The 17,219-nt window shown below is 73.1% G+C and carries 13 protein-coding genes; 5 read left to right on the top strand and 8 right to left on the bottom strand.

The genetic code is table 11. The features are described from left to right. Positions 1–36: 36 nt before the first annotated feature. From F8R89_RS12435 to F8R89_RS12425, 3 genes are all read right to left on the bottom strand, one after another. Positions 37–3,324, bottom strand: coding sequence for a S8 family serine peptidase (locus F8R89_RS12435; protein ID WP_151784035.1), 3,288 nt, complete (start codon positions 3,322–3,324; stop codon positions 37–39). A 231-nt stretch (positions 3,325–3,555) separates the two neighbouring features. Beyond that, positions 3,556–3,975 (bottom strand): hypothetical protein, encoded by a 420-nt coding sequence (locus F8R89_RS12430; RefSeq protein ID WP_151784034.1) that lies wholly within the window; start codon positions 3,973–3,975, stop codon positions 3,556–3,558. 10 nt (positions 3,976–3,985) lie between these two features. Then, complete coding sequence (locus tag F8R89_RS12425) at positions 3,986–4,741, bottom strand: hypothetical protein (protein ID WP_151784033.1); 756 nt, start codon at positions 4,739–4,741, stop codon at positions 3,986–3,988. Positions 4,742–4,969: 228 nt separating this feature from the next. On the opposite strand from F8R89_RS12425, the gene F8R89_RS12420 reads away from it, so the two are divergent. The 4 genes from F8R89_RS12420 (at position 4,970) to F8R89_RS12405 (ending at position 9,795) form a co-directional block, all read left to right on the top strand. Then, positions 4,970–5,701 (top strand): Crp/Fnr family transcriptional regulator, encoded by a 732-nt coding sequence (locus F8R89_RS12420; protein ID WP_151784032.1) that lies wholly within the window; start codon positions 4,970–4,972, stop codon positions 5,699–5,701. Positions 5,702–5,866: 165 nt separating this feature from the next. After that, the gene (locus F8R89_RS12415) at positions 5,867–8,251 is read left to right on the top strand and encodes an ATP-binding protein (RefSeq protein WP_151784031.1); all 2,385 of its coding nucleotides are present in this window, start codon (positions 5,867–5,869) and stop codon (positions 8,249–8,251) included. Positions 8,252–8,281: 30 nt separating this feature from the next. Then, positions 8,282–8,497, top strand: coding sequence for a hypothetical protein (locus tag F8R89_RS12410; protein ID WP_151784030.1), 216 nt, complete (start codon positions 8,282–8,284; stop codon positions 8,495–8,497). A gap of 104 nt (positions 8,498–8,601) precedes the next feature. Next, positions 8,602–9,795 (top strand): serine hydrolase domain-containing protein, encoded by a 1,194-nt coding sequence (locus F8R89_RS12405; RefSeq protein WP_192806107.1) that lies wholly within the window; start codon positions 8,602–8,604, stop codon positions 9,793–9,795. On the opposite strand, the gene F8R89_RS12400 is transcribed toward F8R89_RS12405, so the two are convergent. Then, positions 9,792–10,844, bottom strand: coding sequence for a hypothetical protein (locus F8R89_RS12400; protein ID WP_151784029.1), 1,053 nt, complete (start codon positions 10,842–10,844; stop codon positions 9,792–9,794). The genes F8R89_RS12405 and F8R89_RS12400 overlap by 4 nt on opposite strands. 209 nt (positions 10,845–11,053) lie before the next feature. Beyond that, the gene (pepN, locus tag F8R89_RS12395) at positions 11,054–13,636 is read right to left on the bottom strand and encodes an aminopeptidase N (RefSeq protein WP_151784028.1); all 2,583 of its coding nucleotides are present in this window, start codon (positions 13,634–13,636) and stop codon (positions 11,054–11,056) included. A 162-nt stretch (positions 13,637–13,798) separates the two neighbouring features. Here pepN and F8R89_RS12390 point away from each other — a divergent pair, with 162 nt between their 5' ends. Then, positions 13,799–14,440 carry a DsbA family protein gene (locus tag F8R89_RS12390; protein ID WP_151784027.1) on the top strand — a complete coding sequence of 214 codons (642 nt, stop codon included), beginning with the start codon at positions 13,799–13,801 and terminating at the stop codon, positions 14,438–14,440. A gap of 3 nt (positions 14,441–14,443) precedes the next feature. Here F8R89_RS12390 and F8R89_RS12385 read toward each other — a convergent pair whose 3' ends face one another. From F8R89_RS12385 to F8R89_RS12375, 3 genes are read right to left on the bottom strand one after another with little or no spacing between them, the layout of a single operon-like run. After that, complete coding sequence (locus F8R89_RS12385) at positions 14,444–14,671, bottom strand: hypothetical protein (protein ID WP_151784026.1); 228 nt, start codon at positions 14,669–14,671, stop codon at positions 14,444–14,446. Beyond that, positions 14,672–15,727: a glycerophosphodiester phosphodiesterase family protein gene (locus tag F8R89_RS12380; RefSeq protein WP_192806106.1), complete on the bottom strand. Its 1,056-nt coding sequence runs from the start codon at positions 15,725–15,727 to the stop codon at positions 14,672–14,674. Between the two features lie 57 nt (positions 15,728–15,784). After that, complete coding sequence (locus tag F8R89_RS12375; protein ID WP_151784024.1) at positions 15,785–17,209, bottom strand: FGGY-family carbohydrate kinase; 1,425 nt, start codon at positions 17,207–17,209, stop codon at positions 15,785–15,787. Positions 17,210–17,219: the final 10 nt, after the last annotated feature.

Genomic DNA, 17,219 nt, shown 5'->3' with positions numbered 1-17,219 from the left:
TGGTGGACGCCCGCCCCGGATGGCCCTGCCCCGTGGTTACGGAGTGACCTTCTCGATCTTCACGCTGGCCACGCCCGCGGCGGTGCCGCGCGCGTTCAGCAGCCGCACCTGGCCGAAGAACTCACGGCCGGCCGGCGCCTCCGCGGCCGCGGTGACCGTGGCGTCGACGTCGACCGAGGCACCCGTGGCGAGCTTCACCGGCGCCGACCCGTCCACCGTGACGGTGCCGAGGGAGGCGGAGAAGAACACGTCCAGGTAGTCGTACGCCGTCGTGCCGCTCGGCACCGAGTAGCCGTCCACCTCGATGGTGTACGTGCCGGCGGCCGGCTTCGGGATGGAGACGGCCTCCTCGGAGTCGCCGTCCGCGGAGCTGGCGACCTTGGTGCCGGACGCGTCGTAGACGGCCAGGTCGAGGTCGGCGGCCGTGTCGGACACGTTGCCGATGGAGACGTCCAGCGACGCGGCGCCCGCGGGCACCTCGACCGTGGTGGTCTGCGTGTCGCCCTCGGTGATCGACGGACGCGCCGACTTCGAGGAGCCGAGCGGACCGCCGGCCAGCTTGCCGTCGATCGCGGCGTACTTGTTCGTCACCTTCCAGGAGGCGGTGGCCGGCGTGCCGACCTTCGCCTCGGGGATGGTCACGGTCGCCGGGTCGAACGCCGCGCCGAGCACGGTGACGTCCAGCTTGTACGGGTTGTCGAGCAGCGGCGAGGTGCGGCGCGCCTCGACCTCGATCTCCCAGACGCCGGGCTGCGGGTCGGCGTACGCGCGCACGTCCGGCTTGCAGCCGTTGCCGTCGAGGTAGTTGTTGTAGCAGTACGGGGTGCCCGTGTTGTCCGACGGGACGCCGTAGGGGTGGATGGCGATGAACCGGGTCTGGCTCTTGTCCTTCAGCCCGCCGATCGCGACCTCCAGCGACTTGGCGCCCTCGGGCACGGTCACGAAGTAGGACGCGGTGCTGTTGCGCTGGACCGAACCGGACACCGCCTGGGTGTACTTCAGCGGCGCCGAGACCACGACCGTGTTGAGGACCAGCTTGTCGGTGCCCTCGGTGCGCGGGTCGTCGACCTCGAGGATCGCGCTCTTGATGCCGGCCGAGGACGGCTTCGCCTCGATCTTGACGGTGACCGGCTTGTTCAGGCCGAGACGGACCTCGTCCGAACCGACGATCCTGAAGGTGCCCCCGGCGTTGTTCTCCAGGTGCAGCTCGTGCCGGATCGCCTTGTCCTCACCGGACGTACGGGTGAGGGTGACGTCGTACGTCTTCTTCTGGCCCGCCTTGAGGCCGCCCTCACGGTCGTAGATGCCGGTGCCGTAGCCCGGCGTCTTCAGGAACTCGTCGATCGCGGTGTCGACCGGCGCCTTGACCGTGTACTCGTGGGCGGTGGCGCCCTTCTTGATGGACTTCCAGGCGTCCACGATGTTGATGAGGCCGGCACCCTCCTCGTACGCCTGCACACCCTTGATGTGGTCGGCGGTCGAGGTCAGCGCGGTGCGCAGCTTCGCCGGGGTGAGGGCGATGCCGTTCTGCTTGGCGGCGCTCAGCAGCAGCGCCGAGGCGCCGGCGGCCTGCGGGGACGCCATCGAGGTGCCCTGCAGCATCGAGTAGCCGGCCGGCAGCGCGTAGCCCGCCTCGGCGACCGGGCCGCCGGGCAGCCAGGTCTGCGTGGTGTTGATCGCGGCACCCGGGGCGGAGAGCGTCGGGGTGAAGCCGCCGTCCTCACGCGGACCGCGCGAGGAGAAGGGCATCATCTGGTACTTGGTCTTCACCTCGGAGCCGTAGTTGGCGGCCCAGGTGTCCTTGGAGATGGTCGCGCCGACCGAGATGACCTTGTCGGCCAGGCCCGGGTCGCCGATGGTGTTCGCGCCGGGGCCGGAGTTGCCCGCGGAGATCACCAGCTGCACGCCGTAGGTGTCGATGAGGCGCGTGTAGAGCTCGGCGCGCGCGTTGTTGCCGTCGTTCAGCGCCGGGAGGCCGCCGATGGACATGTTGACGATGTCCACGCCGCGGTTGACGACGAGGTCGATCATGCCCTCGGTCAGCGCCACGTTGGTGCAGCCGCCGGACCAGGTGCAGGCGCGCGAGGCGACCAGCTTGGCGCCGGGCGCCGCGCCGTTCATCTTGCCGCCGAACAGGCCGTTCGCGGCGGTGATGCCGGCGACGTGCGTGCCGTGCTCCGACTCGATGACGCCGATGTTGACGAAGTCGACCTTCTTGCCGACCCAGTCGCCGCCGTACGGGTCCATCGGCACGTCCTTGCGGATCTGCACGACGAACGGCTGGCGCTCCACCACGTCCGTGGACGGGTTGTCGGTGCCGAAGTACCCGATCTGGTAGCCGTCCTTGTACGGCTTCATCGGGGTGTCGTCACCGAAGTCGCCGTTGTTGTTGAGGTCGACGCGGACCGTGCCCTTCGCGGGGTCGTACAGGACGCCCCACGTGTCGGTCGTGTCGCCGTCGCGGTTGGCGTCGCCCGCGGCGTCGCCGCCGACGGTGTACGACTCCGCGAAGGTGCTCACCTGGTACGAACCGGCGGGCGCCTTCCAGGTCTTGCCGCCGTAGGTGAAGGAGGGCCCGGAGACCGAGGTCGTCATCGGGCGCCAGGTGCGGTCGCCGTCGACGATCGGGTCGGTCGCGGTGACCCAGTCGACGATCTTGCGCTCGCCGGTGGTGGTCTTCTGCAGCGCGGGGTGACCCAGGTCGATGCCGGAGTCCAGGATGCCGATGGTGATGCCGCGGCCGTCCGCCTTCGGGTTCTTCTTCACGAAGTCGACGGCGCCCGTCTCGAAGGACGGGTTGTACGGGTTCTCCGCGGGGGTCTTCTTGCCGGGGCCGGGGTACTTGGCCGCCGAGGCCGTCGACTTCTTCGTCGAGACGGCCGGGTCGTCCAGCGGGATCTCCTGGCGCAGGTCGATGCCGTGCACGGAGGAGAGCTTCGTCGCGGCGGCGATCGCCGCGTCGGCCTTGCGGGTGGGGACCGTCGCGCGGACGTAGCCGAGCTTGTCGTAGCTCTGGCCCACCGAGCCGACCGCGTCCAGCTGCTCGGCGACCTTCTCGGTCTGGCCGGGCGCGGTCGCGACCATCATGGTGACGTACTTCTCGCCGTTCGCCTTGGCCTCGGCCAGGCGGTCGGCGTCGTCCGAACCGAGCTTGTCGTGCGCGGACTTCACACTGGGGTCCGCCGTCGCGGGAGCGGTGTCGGCCGCGACGGCGAGGGGTATCGGCCCTGCCGCGGAGAGCGCGGCGACCAGGCCGGCGGCCACGGCTATGCGCACCGCGCGTCTCGCGCCCGGCTTCGGTTCGCGCTGGGGGCTGTTGATCATCGGCATCCCTTGGAGGTAAAGGAGCATCGGGCGCCCGGAATGTGATCCCGGACGATCGCACAGCCTTATGCAAGGGAAGGGCGATAGGGAAGAGTTGACCGAATCGAAATGGACTGATGGGGAAAACCCCCTATGACTTTGCGGGTGATCAGCGGTTAAAGGGGGCAAGCCGCGCGAGGGGCCCCGGCACGTCTCCGCCGGGCCCGCCGGCCGCCCCCAGAACCCCCGTCGTCAGTCCTCGGAAGGCCGCTCCACTGGCCGCCCGACGTGCAGGTCCCCGTGCTGGACGGCGTACACGGCGCCCCGGTCCCGGGCGGTGTTCGTCTGCCGCCACGAGCGCTCCCCGGGTCCGTCGGCCGGGGCGTCCCCGACGAGGCGGACGAGGGCGGCGCGGCACGACGGGTCCTGCCGCAGCAGCGCCGCCAGTTCCTGCGCCCAGTAGCCGTACAGTGCCCGGCGCGTCTCGTCGGGGGCGGGGGCGTCGCGCACCAGCTCCGCGCCGCCGTCGAGCCGGGTGGCCACCGCGGCACGGCGGCCCCGGCGGAACAGCCCGGCGACGGCGTCCCGGGTCTCCTGCCAGGTGTCGGTGGCCATCGCCGTGACCAGCGCGGCGGCACCGGCCTGGGCCAGCAGGGTCAACTCGTCGCCCACGGCGTCTCCTTCACGCGTGCCGGGTGATACGGACGTGCAGGTCGCCGTTCTGCGCGGCGTTGACGACGCCGTTGCCCGACGCCCTGTTGTTCATGGTGGTGGGACCCGGCACGGCACGGTCGCGGTCGCGGGCCTTCCGGCCGCTCTTCCCCCGGCCCGTCCTCCCCGGCTTCCGCGGGGGCGTCCACCCCGGCGTGTGCAGCCAGGCGTCCGCGGTGAGCTCCTTCACCGTGAAGCCCACCTCGTGGAAGGTGTCCGGATCGATGCCCTCGTAGCCGTGCCGGACGGTGTCGTCGTAGAAGTGCCGGGACATCAGCAGCGCGACCGGCACGGTCCGCGGGGCCCGCTCCAGCGCGGCGCGCAGCGGTGGGGCGTCGAGCAGCCGGGCCAGCGTCTCCAGCGGCGCTCCGACGACGTCGCCGTCCGCCGTGAGCCCGACCTCCCCGGCGTGCAGCGCCATCCGGACCCGCAACCGCGTCGCCGCGTCCCGGTCCTCGGCGTTGTGGGCGCGCAGCAGGCCCGCCAGCTCGTCCACGAGCGGATGCACCAGAGCGGCCTTGCGGGTACCGGCGGGTGCCGTCACCCGCAGTCCGTCGCCCAGATCGTGCCGGGCGCACGCCTGCCAGTCGACACCACCGCGTTCGAACGCCGTCTCCAGCAACCGCCGCAGCGTCCGGCGGTTCTCCATCAGCGCCGTGTTCCCCCGGCCGGACGACTTCTCGATGTCGACGGCCAGGACGGCCCGGTACTCCCACGGTGTCTCCATACGGCCTTTCCTCGCGTACGACGGTGGGGCGGCACGGCGCGGAACGCGATGAGGGCTCCGCGCCGCGGCTCCCCCGCACCACTGTGCCCGCTGGGCCGCGCCGACAACGCGTAGGAATACAGGGTTCGGTGGGGACCGTGTGCGTACCGGGGGCGGACGGCCCACACGGCCGGGCCCGCCGCAGCACACTGGACCGGTCGAGGCGGCCGGGACGGGGAGAGGTGGGCCATGGGGAGCAGAGGCGCGCGCCACGGGGAGCAGGGGCACCGGCGGCCCGGCGACGGAGACTGGCCGGCGACCAGCCCGGTGGGCCGGCTCGGCCCCGCCGACCGCGCCCATCTGCTCGGCCTGGGAGTGCCGGTGACGCACCCCGCCGACCGGGTGCTCATGCGGGAGGCGGAGCGCACCGACCATGTGCTGATCCTGCTCGACGGCCTGGTCAAGGTCACCGGGCACGCCGACGACGACCGGGCCGCCCTGCTGGCCGTGCGCATGCGCGGCGACCTGCTCGGCGAACTCGCGGCGCTGGACGGCGGACCCCGCTCGGCCACGGTGACCACGTGCGGGCCCGTGCGCACACGGACCGTCTCACGGGCGGACTTCCTGCGCTGCATGCGGGAGCGGCCCGCCATCGCGCACGCCGTCAACCAGTCCGTGGTGGCCAAGCTGCGCGCCGCCAACACGCATCGCGTCAACTTCGTCGGCTGCGACGCGGCCACCCGGCTGGCCCGGGTCCTGCACCACCTCGCCGTGACGTACGGGGAACGGGACGGCGACAGCGTCGTGCTGCGCTTTCCCCTCACCCAGCCCGAACTCGCCACGCTGGCCGGCGCGTCCGAGCCGAGCGCGCAGAAGGCGCTGCGCCGGCTCCGGCACGACGGCGTCCTCAGCACGGGCTACCGTTCGATCCGGGTCGACTCCTTCGCACGTCTGATCGCCTTCGCCTACCCGGACGAGTAAACAACTCGCCGCTGAGACAGGTGAGTTGAATCCGCATGTGTGCGGCACGTGGTGAAGATGGAGGGGCCCTCCGCAAAACCGTAATTGGACGGTGAGTCCATAGGCCGCGCTGGTTAGCGTGACGCCCGCACGGACGGGACACGATCACGAGACCACGGGGTGGGCATGGCCGGCACGGGCGACGACGAGACACAGGCCGGGAACCGCGTCGACATCGACGGGGACGCCACGGGACCGGTGATCGCCGGGAACTACAACGTGGTCGTCGACGCACAGCACGGCTCCACGGTGACCGTCCTCATGGACGGCCGGCGGCCCCGCCCCAGACGCCGCGACCGCATCCGGCTCCTCCCACGCCGGCAGGGCACGCCCCTCGGCCGGGACGCCGACCTCGCCGCGATCGCGGCCGCGCTGCGCGGCGGCGACTCCGTCCAGCTGTGGGGGCCGCCCGGCGTCGGCAAGTCCGCGCTGCTGCGGCACGCGGCCCGCACCCTGGACGCCGGCGGCGACGGGGTGGTGTTCCTCGACGCCGCGCGCCGCGAACCCGAGGACCTGGCCCAGGACATCTTCGAGGCGTGCCACAGCACCGGCGGCTACGCCCCCTCCCGGGCCGAACTGCCCCAGCTGATGGAGGGCGTCGAGGCGACCGTCTACATCGACAACGCCGACTACACCGCCGACCAGCTGCGCACCGTCATGGACGCGGCCCCGGACGCGCTCTTCGTCTTCGCCGGGCGCGAGGGCACGCTGCAGGGCGCCGACGGCAGGGCGCACCGCGTCGAGGGCCTCACCCGGGACGCCGCCGCCGCGCTGCTGGCCCGCGAACTCGGCCGTCCCGGCGACCCGGACGTCGTCGCCGCCCTGTGGGAGGCCGCCTCCGGCACCCCGCTGCTGCTCCTGCGCGCGGCCGCCGTCGCCCGGCTGGACCCCACGGGCGCGGCGGGACTGCCCCGGCCCGGAGCGGTGCGGGAACTCCTCCACCCGCTGTTCGACCGGCTCGACGAGCCGTCGCTGCGCGCCCTGCACCTGCTGGGGACCTTCCGCGACGCCGAACTGGACCCGGAGCACATCGGCGCCCTCAGCGGGACGCCGGACGCCGCCGCGCTCTGCGCGGGCCTCGCCGGACTCGGGCTGACCGAGGAGACGCAGCTGGGGTACCGCGTGGCGGACGGCGTCGTCGCGGCCCTGCGGGAACGCCCGGGCCTGCGGCCGTACTCGCTCGAACGGCTCTGCGCGTACTTCGCCGACTGGGCCGCCCGCCCGGAGACCCCGGCGGCCCGGGTCGCCGGGCACGCCCGGGCGCTGGAGGTGCTGGCGGAGCTGGCCGAGGAGTCGGGGCGGGCGGACCTCGTGGTCCGGGTCGTCCGCGCGGCCTCGCCCGCCCTCGCCCGGTCCCTGCGCTTCGGCGTCTGGGGACGGCTGCTCGACCAGGGGCTGCCGGCGGCCCAGCGGGCGGGGGACCGCCGTGCCGAGGCCTACTTCACCCACGAGCGCGGCATCCGTGCCGTCCTCACCGGCAACCGGGTCCTGGCCGGCGTCCTCCTCGCGGAGGCGGGCGTCCTGTGGCACCAACTGGGCGACACCCAGGCGGCGGACGCGGCGGCGAACGCCCAGCAGTACGTTCCGCAGGACGCGGGTCCCTCCGGGGGCGGGCCGCCCGACGGCGGGCCGTCCGAGGGGCCGGGGGAGGGAGTCACGGACTCTCCCGCGGACGGCGGTTCGGATCTCGGCTCGTCGGGCCCGGACGCGGGGTCCCTCCAGGACCCGGCCGTCGGCACCGCTCCCGGCACACCGTCCCCGGACCCGGCTCCTACGCCGGAGACCGGCGCCTCCATGCCCCCCGACCCCGGCTCCACCGCGCCCGACACGCCGATGGTGCCGTCGGACCCCGGCACGTCCGCAGGCGGTATGCCGGTCGACCCGGGAACGGGGGCGTCGTCCATGACGGGTACCCCGCCGACCGGGATCGGGGAAGCGAGCGGGGCCGTCGCCTCGTCCGCAGGGGCCGGCGGAGCCGGAGCCGCGGTGGCCCTCAAGGTCGCCGCGGTCATCGCCGCCGTCGTCATCGGAGCCGTCGCCGTCCAGCAGAACCGGAGCTCGTCGGAGTCCGCGTCCGACACCCCCGCCGTCAGCATCCCCACGCCGACCGTGGAATTCGCCGCCCCGACGGATCTCGTGGACGCGACCACCGACGAGCCGGAGCCGGAGCCCGAGCCGGAGCCGACCGGCCTGGCGGGTACGTGGAACGGCAGCGACGGGGATACGTACGTGTTCACGGACGCGGGATTCGGGACCTACACGATGGCCGACGAGGACGGTTGCGGTAACCCGACCTTGACGGAGTTCACCGGCAGCGGCGACACCTACAGCGCCACGGCCCCGGGATACGCCCGCGAACCGTGCGACCTCGTCCTGGGCCAGATCCGCACGACGATCACCCTCGACGAGGACGGGGACACGGCCCAGGTCACCCAGGAGGTGGTGTCCGTGGTGGACCGGTCGGCGCGATGCACCACCTGCCAGTCCTTCACCCTGACCCGCGCCTCCTAGCCCCCCACCCCCCCCGAACCCGGAGCCCCCATGTCGAACACACCCCCCAGCCACAACGAGATCCACATCGGGCACAACGCGTCCGGCCCCGTCGTCGCCGGGGACAACAATCGCGTCAAGGTCACCCGGCCCGCCGAGCCCACCCAGACCAACACGGCACGGGACGACGGCACCCTCTACGCCGCCGCCAACGGCGACATCCACGTCCACCACGACGCGGCGGACGAGGAGCCGGCCGAGGACTGAGCGACCGAAACACGCTCAACCCCCGGCCCCCGCTCAACTCCCGCCGCACGCACCCGGTCCCTCCTCCCGACCGCGCTCGACGTGAGCGCGACGAAGGGGGAGACATGGACGTACGGACGACTCGCACGGCCCTCGTGGCGGCCACGGCGGTGGCACTGTCGGCGGCCCTGGTGGCGCCGGCGGTGGCGGCCCCGGCCGGGACCGGGCACGAGCACGCCGCCACGCGCGCTGCCGCCGAGGCCGTCGTCGAGGCGGGCGTGCCGGGCGTGACCGTGACCGCCAGGGACGGCCGGGGCACCTGGTCCGCGACGCCGGGCGTCGGCCGGATCGGGACGGGGAAGCCGCGGTCGGCCGACGACCGGTACCGGGTCGGCAGCATCACGAAGACGTTCGTCGCGACCGTGCTGCTCCAACTGGAAGCCGAGGGGCGGCTGTCACTGGACGACAGGGTGGAGAAGTGGCTGCCGGGTCTCGTGCGGGGCAACGGCCACGACGGGCGCCGCATCACTTTGCGGCAGCTCCTCAACCACACCAGCGGCGTCCACGACTACACGACGGACGACGGCTTCGTCCGCGACCACTTCATGAAGGACGGCTTCTTCGCGCACCGCTACGACACGAAGAAGCCCCGGGACCTGGTCGCCGTCGCCATGCGGCACGAGCCGGAGTTCGCGCCCGGCGCGGGGTGGAGCTACTCCAACACCAACTACGTGCTCGCCGGCCTCGTGATCGAGAAGGTCACCGGGCACCCGTACGGCACCGAGGTCGAGCGGCGGATCATCCGGCCGCTGCGGCTGACGGCGACCTCCGTGCCCGGCACCCGCGTGACCGTGCCGCGCCCCAGCAGCCGCGCCTACGGCAAGCTGGCCGAGACGGCGACCGGGCCGACGTACGACGTCACCGAGCTCAACCCCTCGATCGCGTACGCGGCGGGGGAGATGATCTCCGACTCGAAGGACCTCGACCGCTTCTACACCGCCCTGCTGCGCGGCCGGCTCCTTCCGCGCGAGCAGCTGAACGAGATGACCACGACCGTGCCCGCCTTCGCGAACATCCGGTACGGGCTGGGCCTGATGCGCGTCGAGCTGTCCTGCGGGGTCACGGTCTGGGGCCACGGCGGCGGCATCCACGGCTCGGTCTCCGACGTGGCCGTCACCCGGGACGGCCGGCACGCCGTCGCCCTCAACCTCAACGGCGACTGGGCGGGCGGCACCGAGGGGGTCGTCGAGGCCGAGTTCTGCGGCGAGGCCACCGGGGCGACGGCCACCGGGGCGACAGCAATCGGGCGCCTCCACTAGCGGGGCAGCACCACGACGTACGCGGCCGGGTCGCGGTCGACCGCCGCCATCAGGGCCGTGCGGACCACCGCGGCCTGCTGCTCCATCGCGTGCCGCAGCTTCTTCGGGGTGATGTGGACGACCGTGATGCCGAGCCGCTCCAGCGTCTCGCGCTTGCGGGCGTACTCGGACCACTGACCGTCGTCGTCGCCCTGGCGGGGCGCGCGGGTGTCCAGTTCGACCGCCACCGAGTGCTCCGGCCAGAAGGCGTCCAGGCCGCCGAGGTGGGGGCCGCCGGGCAGCCGCAGGTCCACGTTCCACACCGGGTCCGGCAGGCCGTGTTCGCGGACCATCGTGTAGAGCAGGTCCTCCGCGCGGGCCCGGCCCTCGGCGAGCAGGGAGTCCACCGCGTCCACCACGTGCGGGCGGTTCAGCAGCTTGGCCTGCGTCAGCTCCCGTACGACGGCCGCCGGTTCGCAGTGGCCGCCGCGCACGGCCTCGGTGAGCAGCCGGCGGACCGCGCGGGCGTCCTTCAGCTCCGCCACCGCGTCGGCCAGCGCGCGCGGCACCGGCGCCACCGGCAGCCCGGTCACCTGCTCCGGGACGGGCAGGGCGGCCGTGCGCAGGACACGCGCGCAGCCCGTGGAGCGCAGCCGGCGCATCCGCGGCACCAGGACGTCGACGGTGTCCAGCGCGGTGAGCGGCGGGGTGGCCGAGAAGCCGTGCAGGGTCAGGGCGGCGAGCCCGGTGATCATCGCCTCGGCGTAGGCGGGCGCGGCGGGCGCCTCGCCGCCGCTGGGCTGGGCGGGCACCCCGGCCGTCCGCTCCCGGGCGGCGTACATCAGCACCGCGTGCAGCCGCTCCTCGCTGGTGGGCGGCCCGGGGTGGAGCAGGTACACGCCGGGCAGGAGCTGCTGCCAGGGGCCGCCGGGCCGGCACTGCTCGTTCGTCTCGGCGGCGGAGACCCCGTGGGCCTTGAGGCGGGCGGCCGTCATGACCCGGCGGTGGACCTCGGAGAGGTGGTGCAGGGGGCGGGGGGAGAGGGGGGAGAGCGGGGTGTTGTGGTTCATGACCCGGAGGCTTCCGCGTCCGATGAGCGCTTTAACCGCTGTTACACGTCCGTCGACAAATGCGGACAACACCGCACTAAAGGACGGGTGTTCGGATGCCGACTAGGCGCGGAAAACCCCTGGTCCGTTCGGGTGGGACCAGGGGTTACGGCTGCTATTGCCTGAATTCCGTAACGGTCACGGACCGCCGTGATCGTTGGCCAAAGGTGTCAGTCGGTTGACGCCGTCGCGTCGCACGCCTGCGCCCGCAGCGCCCGCGCCAGATCGTCCCGCGACTCCAGCACCAGCCGCCGCAGCGCCGGCGCCGCGTCCTCGTGGGCCGTGAGCCACGCGTCCGTCGCGTCCAGCGTGGCCGGCGACTGCTGGAGCGCCGGGAACAGGCCCCGGACCACGTCCATGCCGATCTGGATGGACCGCTCCCGCCACACCCGCGCGATCGCCGCGAAGTACTTCTCCGTGTACGGCGCGATCAGCTCCCGCTGCGACCCCTGTGCGAACCCGCCGATGGTGGCCTCGACCAGCGCGTTGGACAGCGCGTCCGACTCCACGACCTGCGCCCACGCCTGCGCCTTCACCGCCTCCGAGGGCCGCGCGGCCAGACAGCGCACCTGGTGGCGCTTGCCCGACGCCGTGTCGTCGCGGGCCAGTTCGTCCGCCAGCTCCGACTCGCCGACCACGCCGTGCGCGGCCAGCGGCTCCAGGAACGCCCAGCGCAGCTCCTGGTCCACCACGAGCCCCTCGACGGACCGCTTGCCGTCCAGTAGACCCGACAGCAGCTCCAGCCCCTGCTCGTCGGTGACCCGGGCGAAGAACCGCGCCCACGCCAGCTGCTGCTCGCTGCCCGGGCCGGCCGCGTGCAACTGCTGCGACGCGCCCTCGGTCAGCAGCCGCGCACCCTGCTCACGCCATTCGGGCGCCGCGTAGTGCGTCAGCGCCGAGTCGGCCCACGCGTGCAGCATCTGCAGCACGCCGATGTCCGACTCACGGCCGCCGAACCGCAGCACCAGGCCGATGAACTCCCGGGCCGGCAGCAGCCCGTCCCGCGTCATGTTCCACAGCGCCGACCAGCACAGGGCACGCGCCAGCGGGTCGGTCAGCTCGCCCAGCGCCTCCCGCAGGGTCGCGAGCGACGTCTCGTCGAACCGGGTCTTGCAGTACGTCAGGTCGTCGTCGTTGACCAGCACCAGGTCCGGCGCCTCGGCCCCGGCCAGCTCGGCCACGACCGTCCGCGGCCCGTCGACGTCCGTCTCGGCGCGCGCGTAGCGCTCCAGCGCCCCGTCCGCGCCCCGCCGGTACAGGCCCACCGCCACGCGGTGCGGACGCAGCTCGGGGTGCGACTCGGCCGCCTCCTGCACGACCGCCAGCTCGTCGACGCGGCCGTCGGCGTCCAGCAGCACCTGCGGGGTGAGCGCGTTCACGCCCGCCGTCTGGAGCCAGGAGCGCGCCCAGGCGCCCATGTCCCGGCCGCTGGTCTCCTCCAGCACCGCCAGCAGGTCGCCGAGCCGCGTGTTGCCGTACGCGTGCCGCTTGAAGTAGCGGCGGGCGCCCTCCAGGAAGGCGTCCTGGCCGACGTACGCCACGAGCTGCTTGAGCACGCTCGCGCCCTTGGCGTACGTGATGCCGTCGAAGTTGAGCTTGGCGTCCTCCAGGTCACGGATGTCGGCCGTGATCGGGTGCGTGGAGGGCAGCTGGTCCGCGCGGTACGCCCACGCCTTGCGGCGGTTGGCGAAGGTGATCCAGGCGTCCTTGAAGCGGGTCGCGCCGACGTTGGCGAACGCGCCCATGAAGTCCGCGAAGGACTCCTTCAGCCACAGGTCGTCCCACCACTCCATGGTGACGAGATCGCCGAACCACATGTGCGCCATCTCGTGCAGGATCGTGTTGGCGCGTCCCTCGTACGACGCCCGCGTCACCTTCCCGCGGAAGATGTACTCCTCCCGGAACGTCACCAGGCCCGGGTTCTCCATCGCGCCCAGGTTGTACTCGGGCACGAACGCCTGGTCGTACTTCCCGAAGGGGTACGGGTAGTCGAAGTGGTCGTGGAAGAAGTCCAGCCCCTGCTTGGTGATGAGGAAGACGTCGTCGGCGTCGAAGTGCGGGGCGAGACCCTTGCGGCACATGGCGCCCAGCGGGATCTCCAGCCGGCCGCCGTCGGGGAGCTCCCGCGTGTAGGAGTCCGTCACATAGTGGTACGGGCCCGCCACGACACAGGTGATGTACGTCGAGATCGGCTTGGTCTCCGCGAACCGCCAGACGCCGTCCGTGAGTTCACCCGCGCCGTTGCTCCATACCGTCCACTGCTCGGGCGCCCGCACCTCGAACCGGAACGGGGCCTTGAGGTCCGGCTGCTCGAAGTTGGCGAAGACGCGGCGCGAGTCGGCCGGCTCGTACTGCGTGTAGAGGTAGACCTCGCCGTCCTCCGGGTCGACGAAGCGGTGCAGGCCCTCGCCGGTGCGGGAGTACGCGCACTGGGCGTCGACGACCAGCTCGTTCTCGGCGGCCAGGTCCTCCAGGGCGATCCGCGAGCCGTCGAAGACCTCGCTCGGGTCCAGGTCCCGCCCGTTGAGGGAGACGGACGTCACACTCGGCGCGATCAGGTCCGCGAAGCTCGACGCGCCGGGCTCGGCGCAGCGGAAGCGGATCGTGGTGACCGAGCGGAAGGTGCGCGGCTCACCGTCCCCGGGCCCCTCGCCGAGGGCGGACCGCACGTCGAGGGACACCTCGTACCCGTCGACGGCCAGCAGGGCGGCCCGCTCCCGGGCCTCGTCGCGGGACAGATTCTCACCGGGCACGCGTGGCACTCCCTTGTGTCGTGGATACGGCCGGACCGCGGACGGCTCCGGCTCCGGCTGAACAGGACCGATCCTGCCATGCGCCCCTGACACGGGGCAGCCGGGAATGGGCGGGCGGACCGGGGTTGTTCCCGTGGGAAACGTTTCCGCTTGAGGAGAGACATGTCGGACAAGACCCCCGTCGACTTCTGGTTCGACCCGCTGTGCCCCTGGGCCTGGATGACCTCCCGCTGGGTCCTGGAGGTGGAGAAGGTCCGTGACATCGAGGTGCGCTGGCACGTGATGAGCCTCGCGGTGCTCAACGAGGACAAGCTCGACGAGCTGCCCGAGGAGTACCGCGACATGCTCGCCACCAAGGCGTGGGGTCCCGTCCGTGTCGTCATCGCCGCCCAGGAGGAGCACGGCGCCGACGTTCTCGGGGACTTCTACACCGCGCTCGGCACCCGCATCCACAACAAGGGCGAGGGCCCCGGCCGGGAGACCGTCGCCGCCGCCCTGAAGGACGCCGGGCTGCCGGACTCCCTCATGGAGCACTGGGACGACACCCCCTACGAGCCGCAGCTGCGCGCCTCCCACAAGGAGGGCATCGACAAGGTCGGCCAGGAGGTCGGCACCCCGGTCATCGCCGTCCCCGGCGACGACGGCGAGCAGATCGCCTTCTTCGGTCCCGTCGTCACCCCCGCCCCGAAGGGCGAGGACGCCGCGCGCCTGTGGGACGGCACCCTCGCCGTGGCCTCCGTGCCGGGGTTCTACGAGATCAAGCGGACCCGGACGAAGGGCCCGGACTTCAGCAACCTCTCATAGGGCTCACGCCGACTCCGGGGCGGCGGCCGGGATCTTCAGCTCCTCCGGGAGCAGGCCGCCGTCCCCCTGCTTGTACCAGGGCTGGTACCAGCGGCAGCCCTCGGCCGTGCAGCGCCACAGGTCGTGGGTGTACGAGTGCCTGTCCTTGACCGCGGCGCGCTCGCCCGGCTCGAGCCGGCGGAACACCTGCCCGCTGCCGCAGGTCGGGCAGTTCTTGTCACGGAAAAACACTCAGTCCCTCCTCGCCATCACCGCCAGGTCCGGGAAGTCGGTCACCACCGCGTCGACCCCCAGTCCGTAGTACAGCGCGTACTCGGCGAAGGCGTCCCCGAAATCGTTCGGTCCGGTTCCCCGCCGCAACTCCGCCGGAAGGAACTGGTTCTCCGCGCGGAAGGTGTACGCCCCGACCCGCAGCCCCGCCGCGTGCGCGTCCGCGACGAGGGACGTCCCCGCCACCGAGGACTTGTCGGGCCCGATCCAGCCGGCGTACTCCGCGATCCGGGCGAGCCCGGCCGGCGTCATCATGTCCCGGTACGTCGTCGGGTCCCCGGCCGACACCAGGTCGTACGGCCCTCCCGTGGTCCCCAGCGCCTGCCACAGCTCCAGCCCCAGCCGCGCCTCCGCGATCCGCTTCAGGCTCGTCGGCTCGAACGACTGCACCACGCACTCGCGCCGGCCCAGCCGGTCGCGCCGTACCGCCTCCACCAGCTTCGGCTCCAGCGGCAGCCCGATCGAGCGGAAGTAGGTGGGGTGCTTGGTCTCCGGGAAGACGGCGATCGTCCGGCCGTGCTCCTTCGACAGCCGGCGCGCCAGGTCGACGACCTCCTGGAAGGTCGGGACCTCCTCGCGTCCGTCGAAGACGGTGTTGCGGTTGCGGACCTGCGGCAGCCGCTCGACCGCCCGCAGCGTCTTCAGCTCCGCCAGCGTGAAGTCCTCCGTGAACCAGCCGGTGACCGCCCGCCCGTCCACCGTCTTCGTCGTCCGGCGGTCCGCGAACTCCGGGTGCGCGGCCACGTCCGTGGTCCCCGAGATCTCGTTCTCGTGCCGGACCACCAGCACATGGTCCTTCGTCGGCACCAGGTCCGGCTCGATCCAGTCGGCCCCGGCCCGCACCCCGTACGTGTACGCGGCCGCCGTGTGCTCCGGACGCCAGCCGGCCGCGCCCCGGTGGCCGATGACGAGGGGCCGGCGCGGGGGCGCCGGGGCGGCGGAGGCGGAGGCGGGCACGGCGGCCACCGCCGGGCCGGCGGCCGCGGCGAGCAGCAGCGATCGACGTCTCACAGGCATGGGGATCCCTTTCCTGGTGGGGGAGTTGCCGAGCCGTTCCGATGGGCGAAGGGGGAGTCAGGCGCGCGCCCGCCGCCGGGCCACCGCCAGCCGTTCCAGGTGCTCCTCGTACGCCCGCGCGTAGTACGCGGCGCGCTCCGCGTCGGGTTCGATCACCGAGGTCGGACGGGTCCAGGCCGCCGTGTCCAGCGGCACCCCGCACCGCCCGGCCGCCGCGAGCACCGCGCCCCGCGCCCCGACCTCACCCTCGACGACCCGCAGCGGCCGCCCGAGGACGTCGGCCAGCAGCCGCGTCCAGGCGGGGCTGCGGGTGCCGCCGCCGCAGACGGCCAGCGTGCCGGTGAGCCCGGCCGCCGCCAGGCAGTGCCGGGCCGCGAAGCCGATGCCCTCACAGGTCGCCCGGATCAGATCGGCGGGCGTCGACTCCAGCGAGACACCGGTCAGTTCGGCGCGCAGCCGGGGCTCCACGAACGGCGCCCGCTCCCCGGACGGCGCGAAGTACGGCAGGACCCGCACGCCGTGCGCCCCCGGCGGGGTCGCGGCGAGCAGCCCGTCGACCTCCTCGTGCCGTACGCCGGTCGTCGTCAGCACCCAGTCCAGTGCCGCCGTGCCCACCATCGCCGGCATCGCCCGCAGCCAGTGCCCGGGGCGGTCGGTGCCGATGTACAGGCCGGCCGGCTCACCGCCGAGGTCCAGTTCCGTGGTGGCGACCAGCGCGGCCAGGCACGTCCCGACGATCAGCAGACCGTCGCCGGGCGCGGTCGCCCCCGCGCCCAGCGCGCACGCCGGCAGGTCGTACGGCCCGTTGACGACCCGTGTCCCGGCGGGCAGCCCCTCGCCGAGCGCCGGGGCCGTCGCCACCGGGTCGCTGACGGGGGCGAGCAGCCCGCGCCGGTGGGTGAGCCCCAGCAGCTCCACCACCTTGTCGTCGTAGGCGCGGGTCACCGGGTCGAGGAACGGCATCGACGCGTCCGAGACGTCCGTCGTCGCGTCCGCGCCCGTCAGCCGCCGGAACACCATGTCCTTGCAGTACAGCGCGACGGCCGCGGCGTCCAGCGCCTCCGGCTCGTGGGCGTCCAGCCACGCCAGCAGCGGCCCCGGCGACCCAGGGAACATCGCGCCGCCCGTCCGCCGGAACACCGCCTCGGCCGTGCCGTCCGCCAGCCACCGGCCGAGCAGTTCGTGCGCCCGGCCGTCCATCCAGGAGGCCGCGGGCCGCACCGGCCGCCCCCGCCCGTCGACCAGCCACACCCCGTCGCCCTGCCCGGTGAGCCCGGCCAGCTCGACCGGCTCCGGGACCCGGGCGGTCAGCTCCCGAAGGACGGCGACGACCGCCCCGTACACCTCGTCCATGTCCTGCTCGACGACGCCCTCGCGCAGGGTCAGCCGCACCGGGCGGGCCGCCACGCCCCGTTCGCGTCCGTCGCCGTCGAAGGCCGCCGCCTTCACCATGGACGTGCCCACATCGATACCGACGTACATGTCAGCCTCC

Source organism: Streptomyces sp. SS1-1 (assembly GCF_008973465.1).
GTDB lineage: Bacteria > Actinomycetota > Actinomycetes > Streptomycetales > Streptomycetaceae > Streptomyces.
Note: the sequence above shows the minus strand (reverse complement) of the source record. Positions and strands in the feature narration are given on the sequence as shown.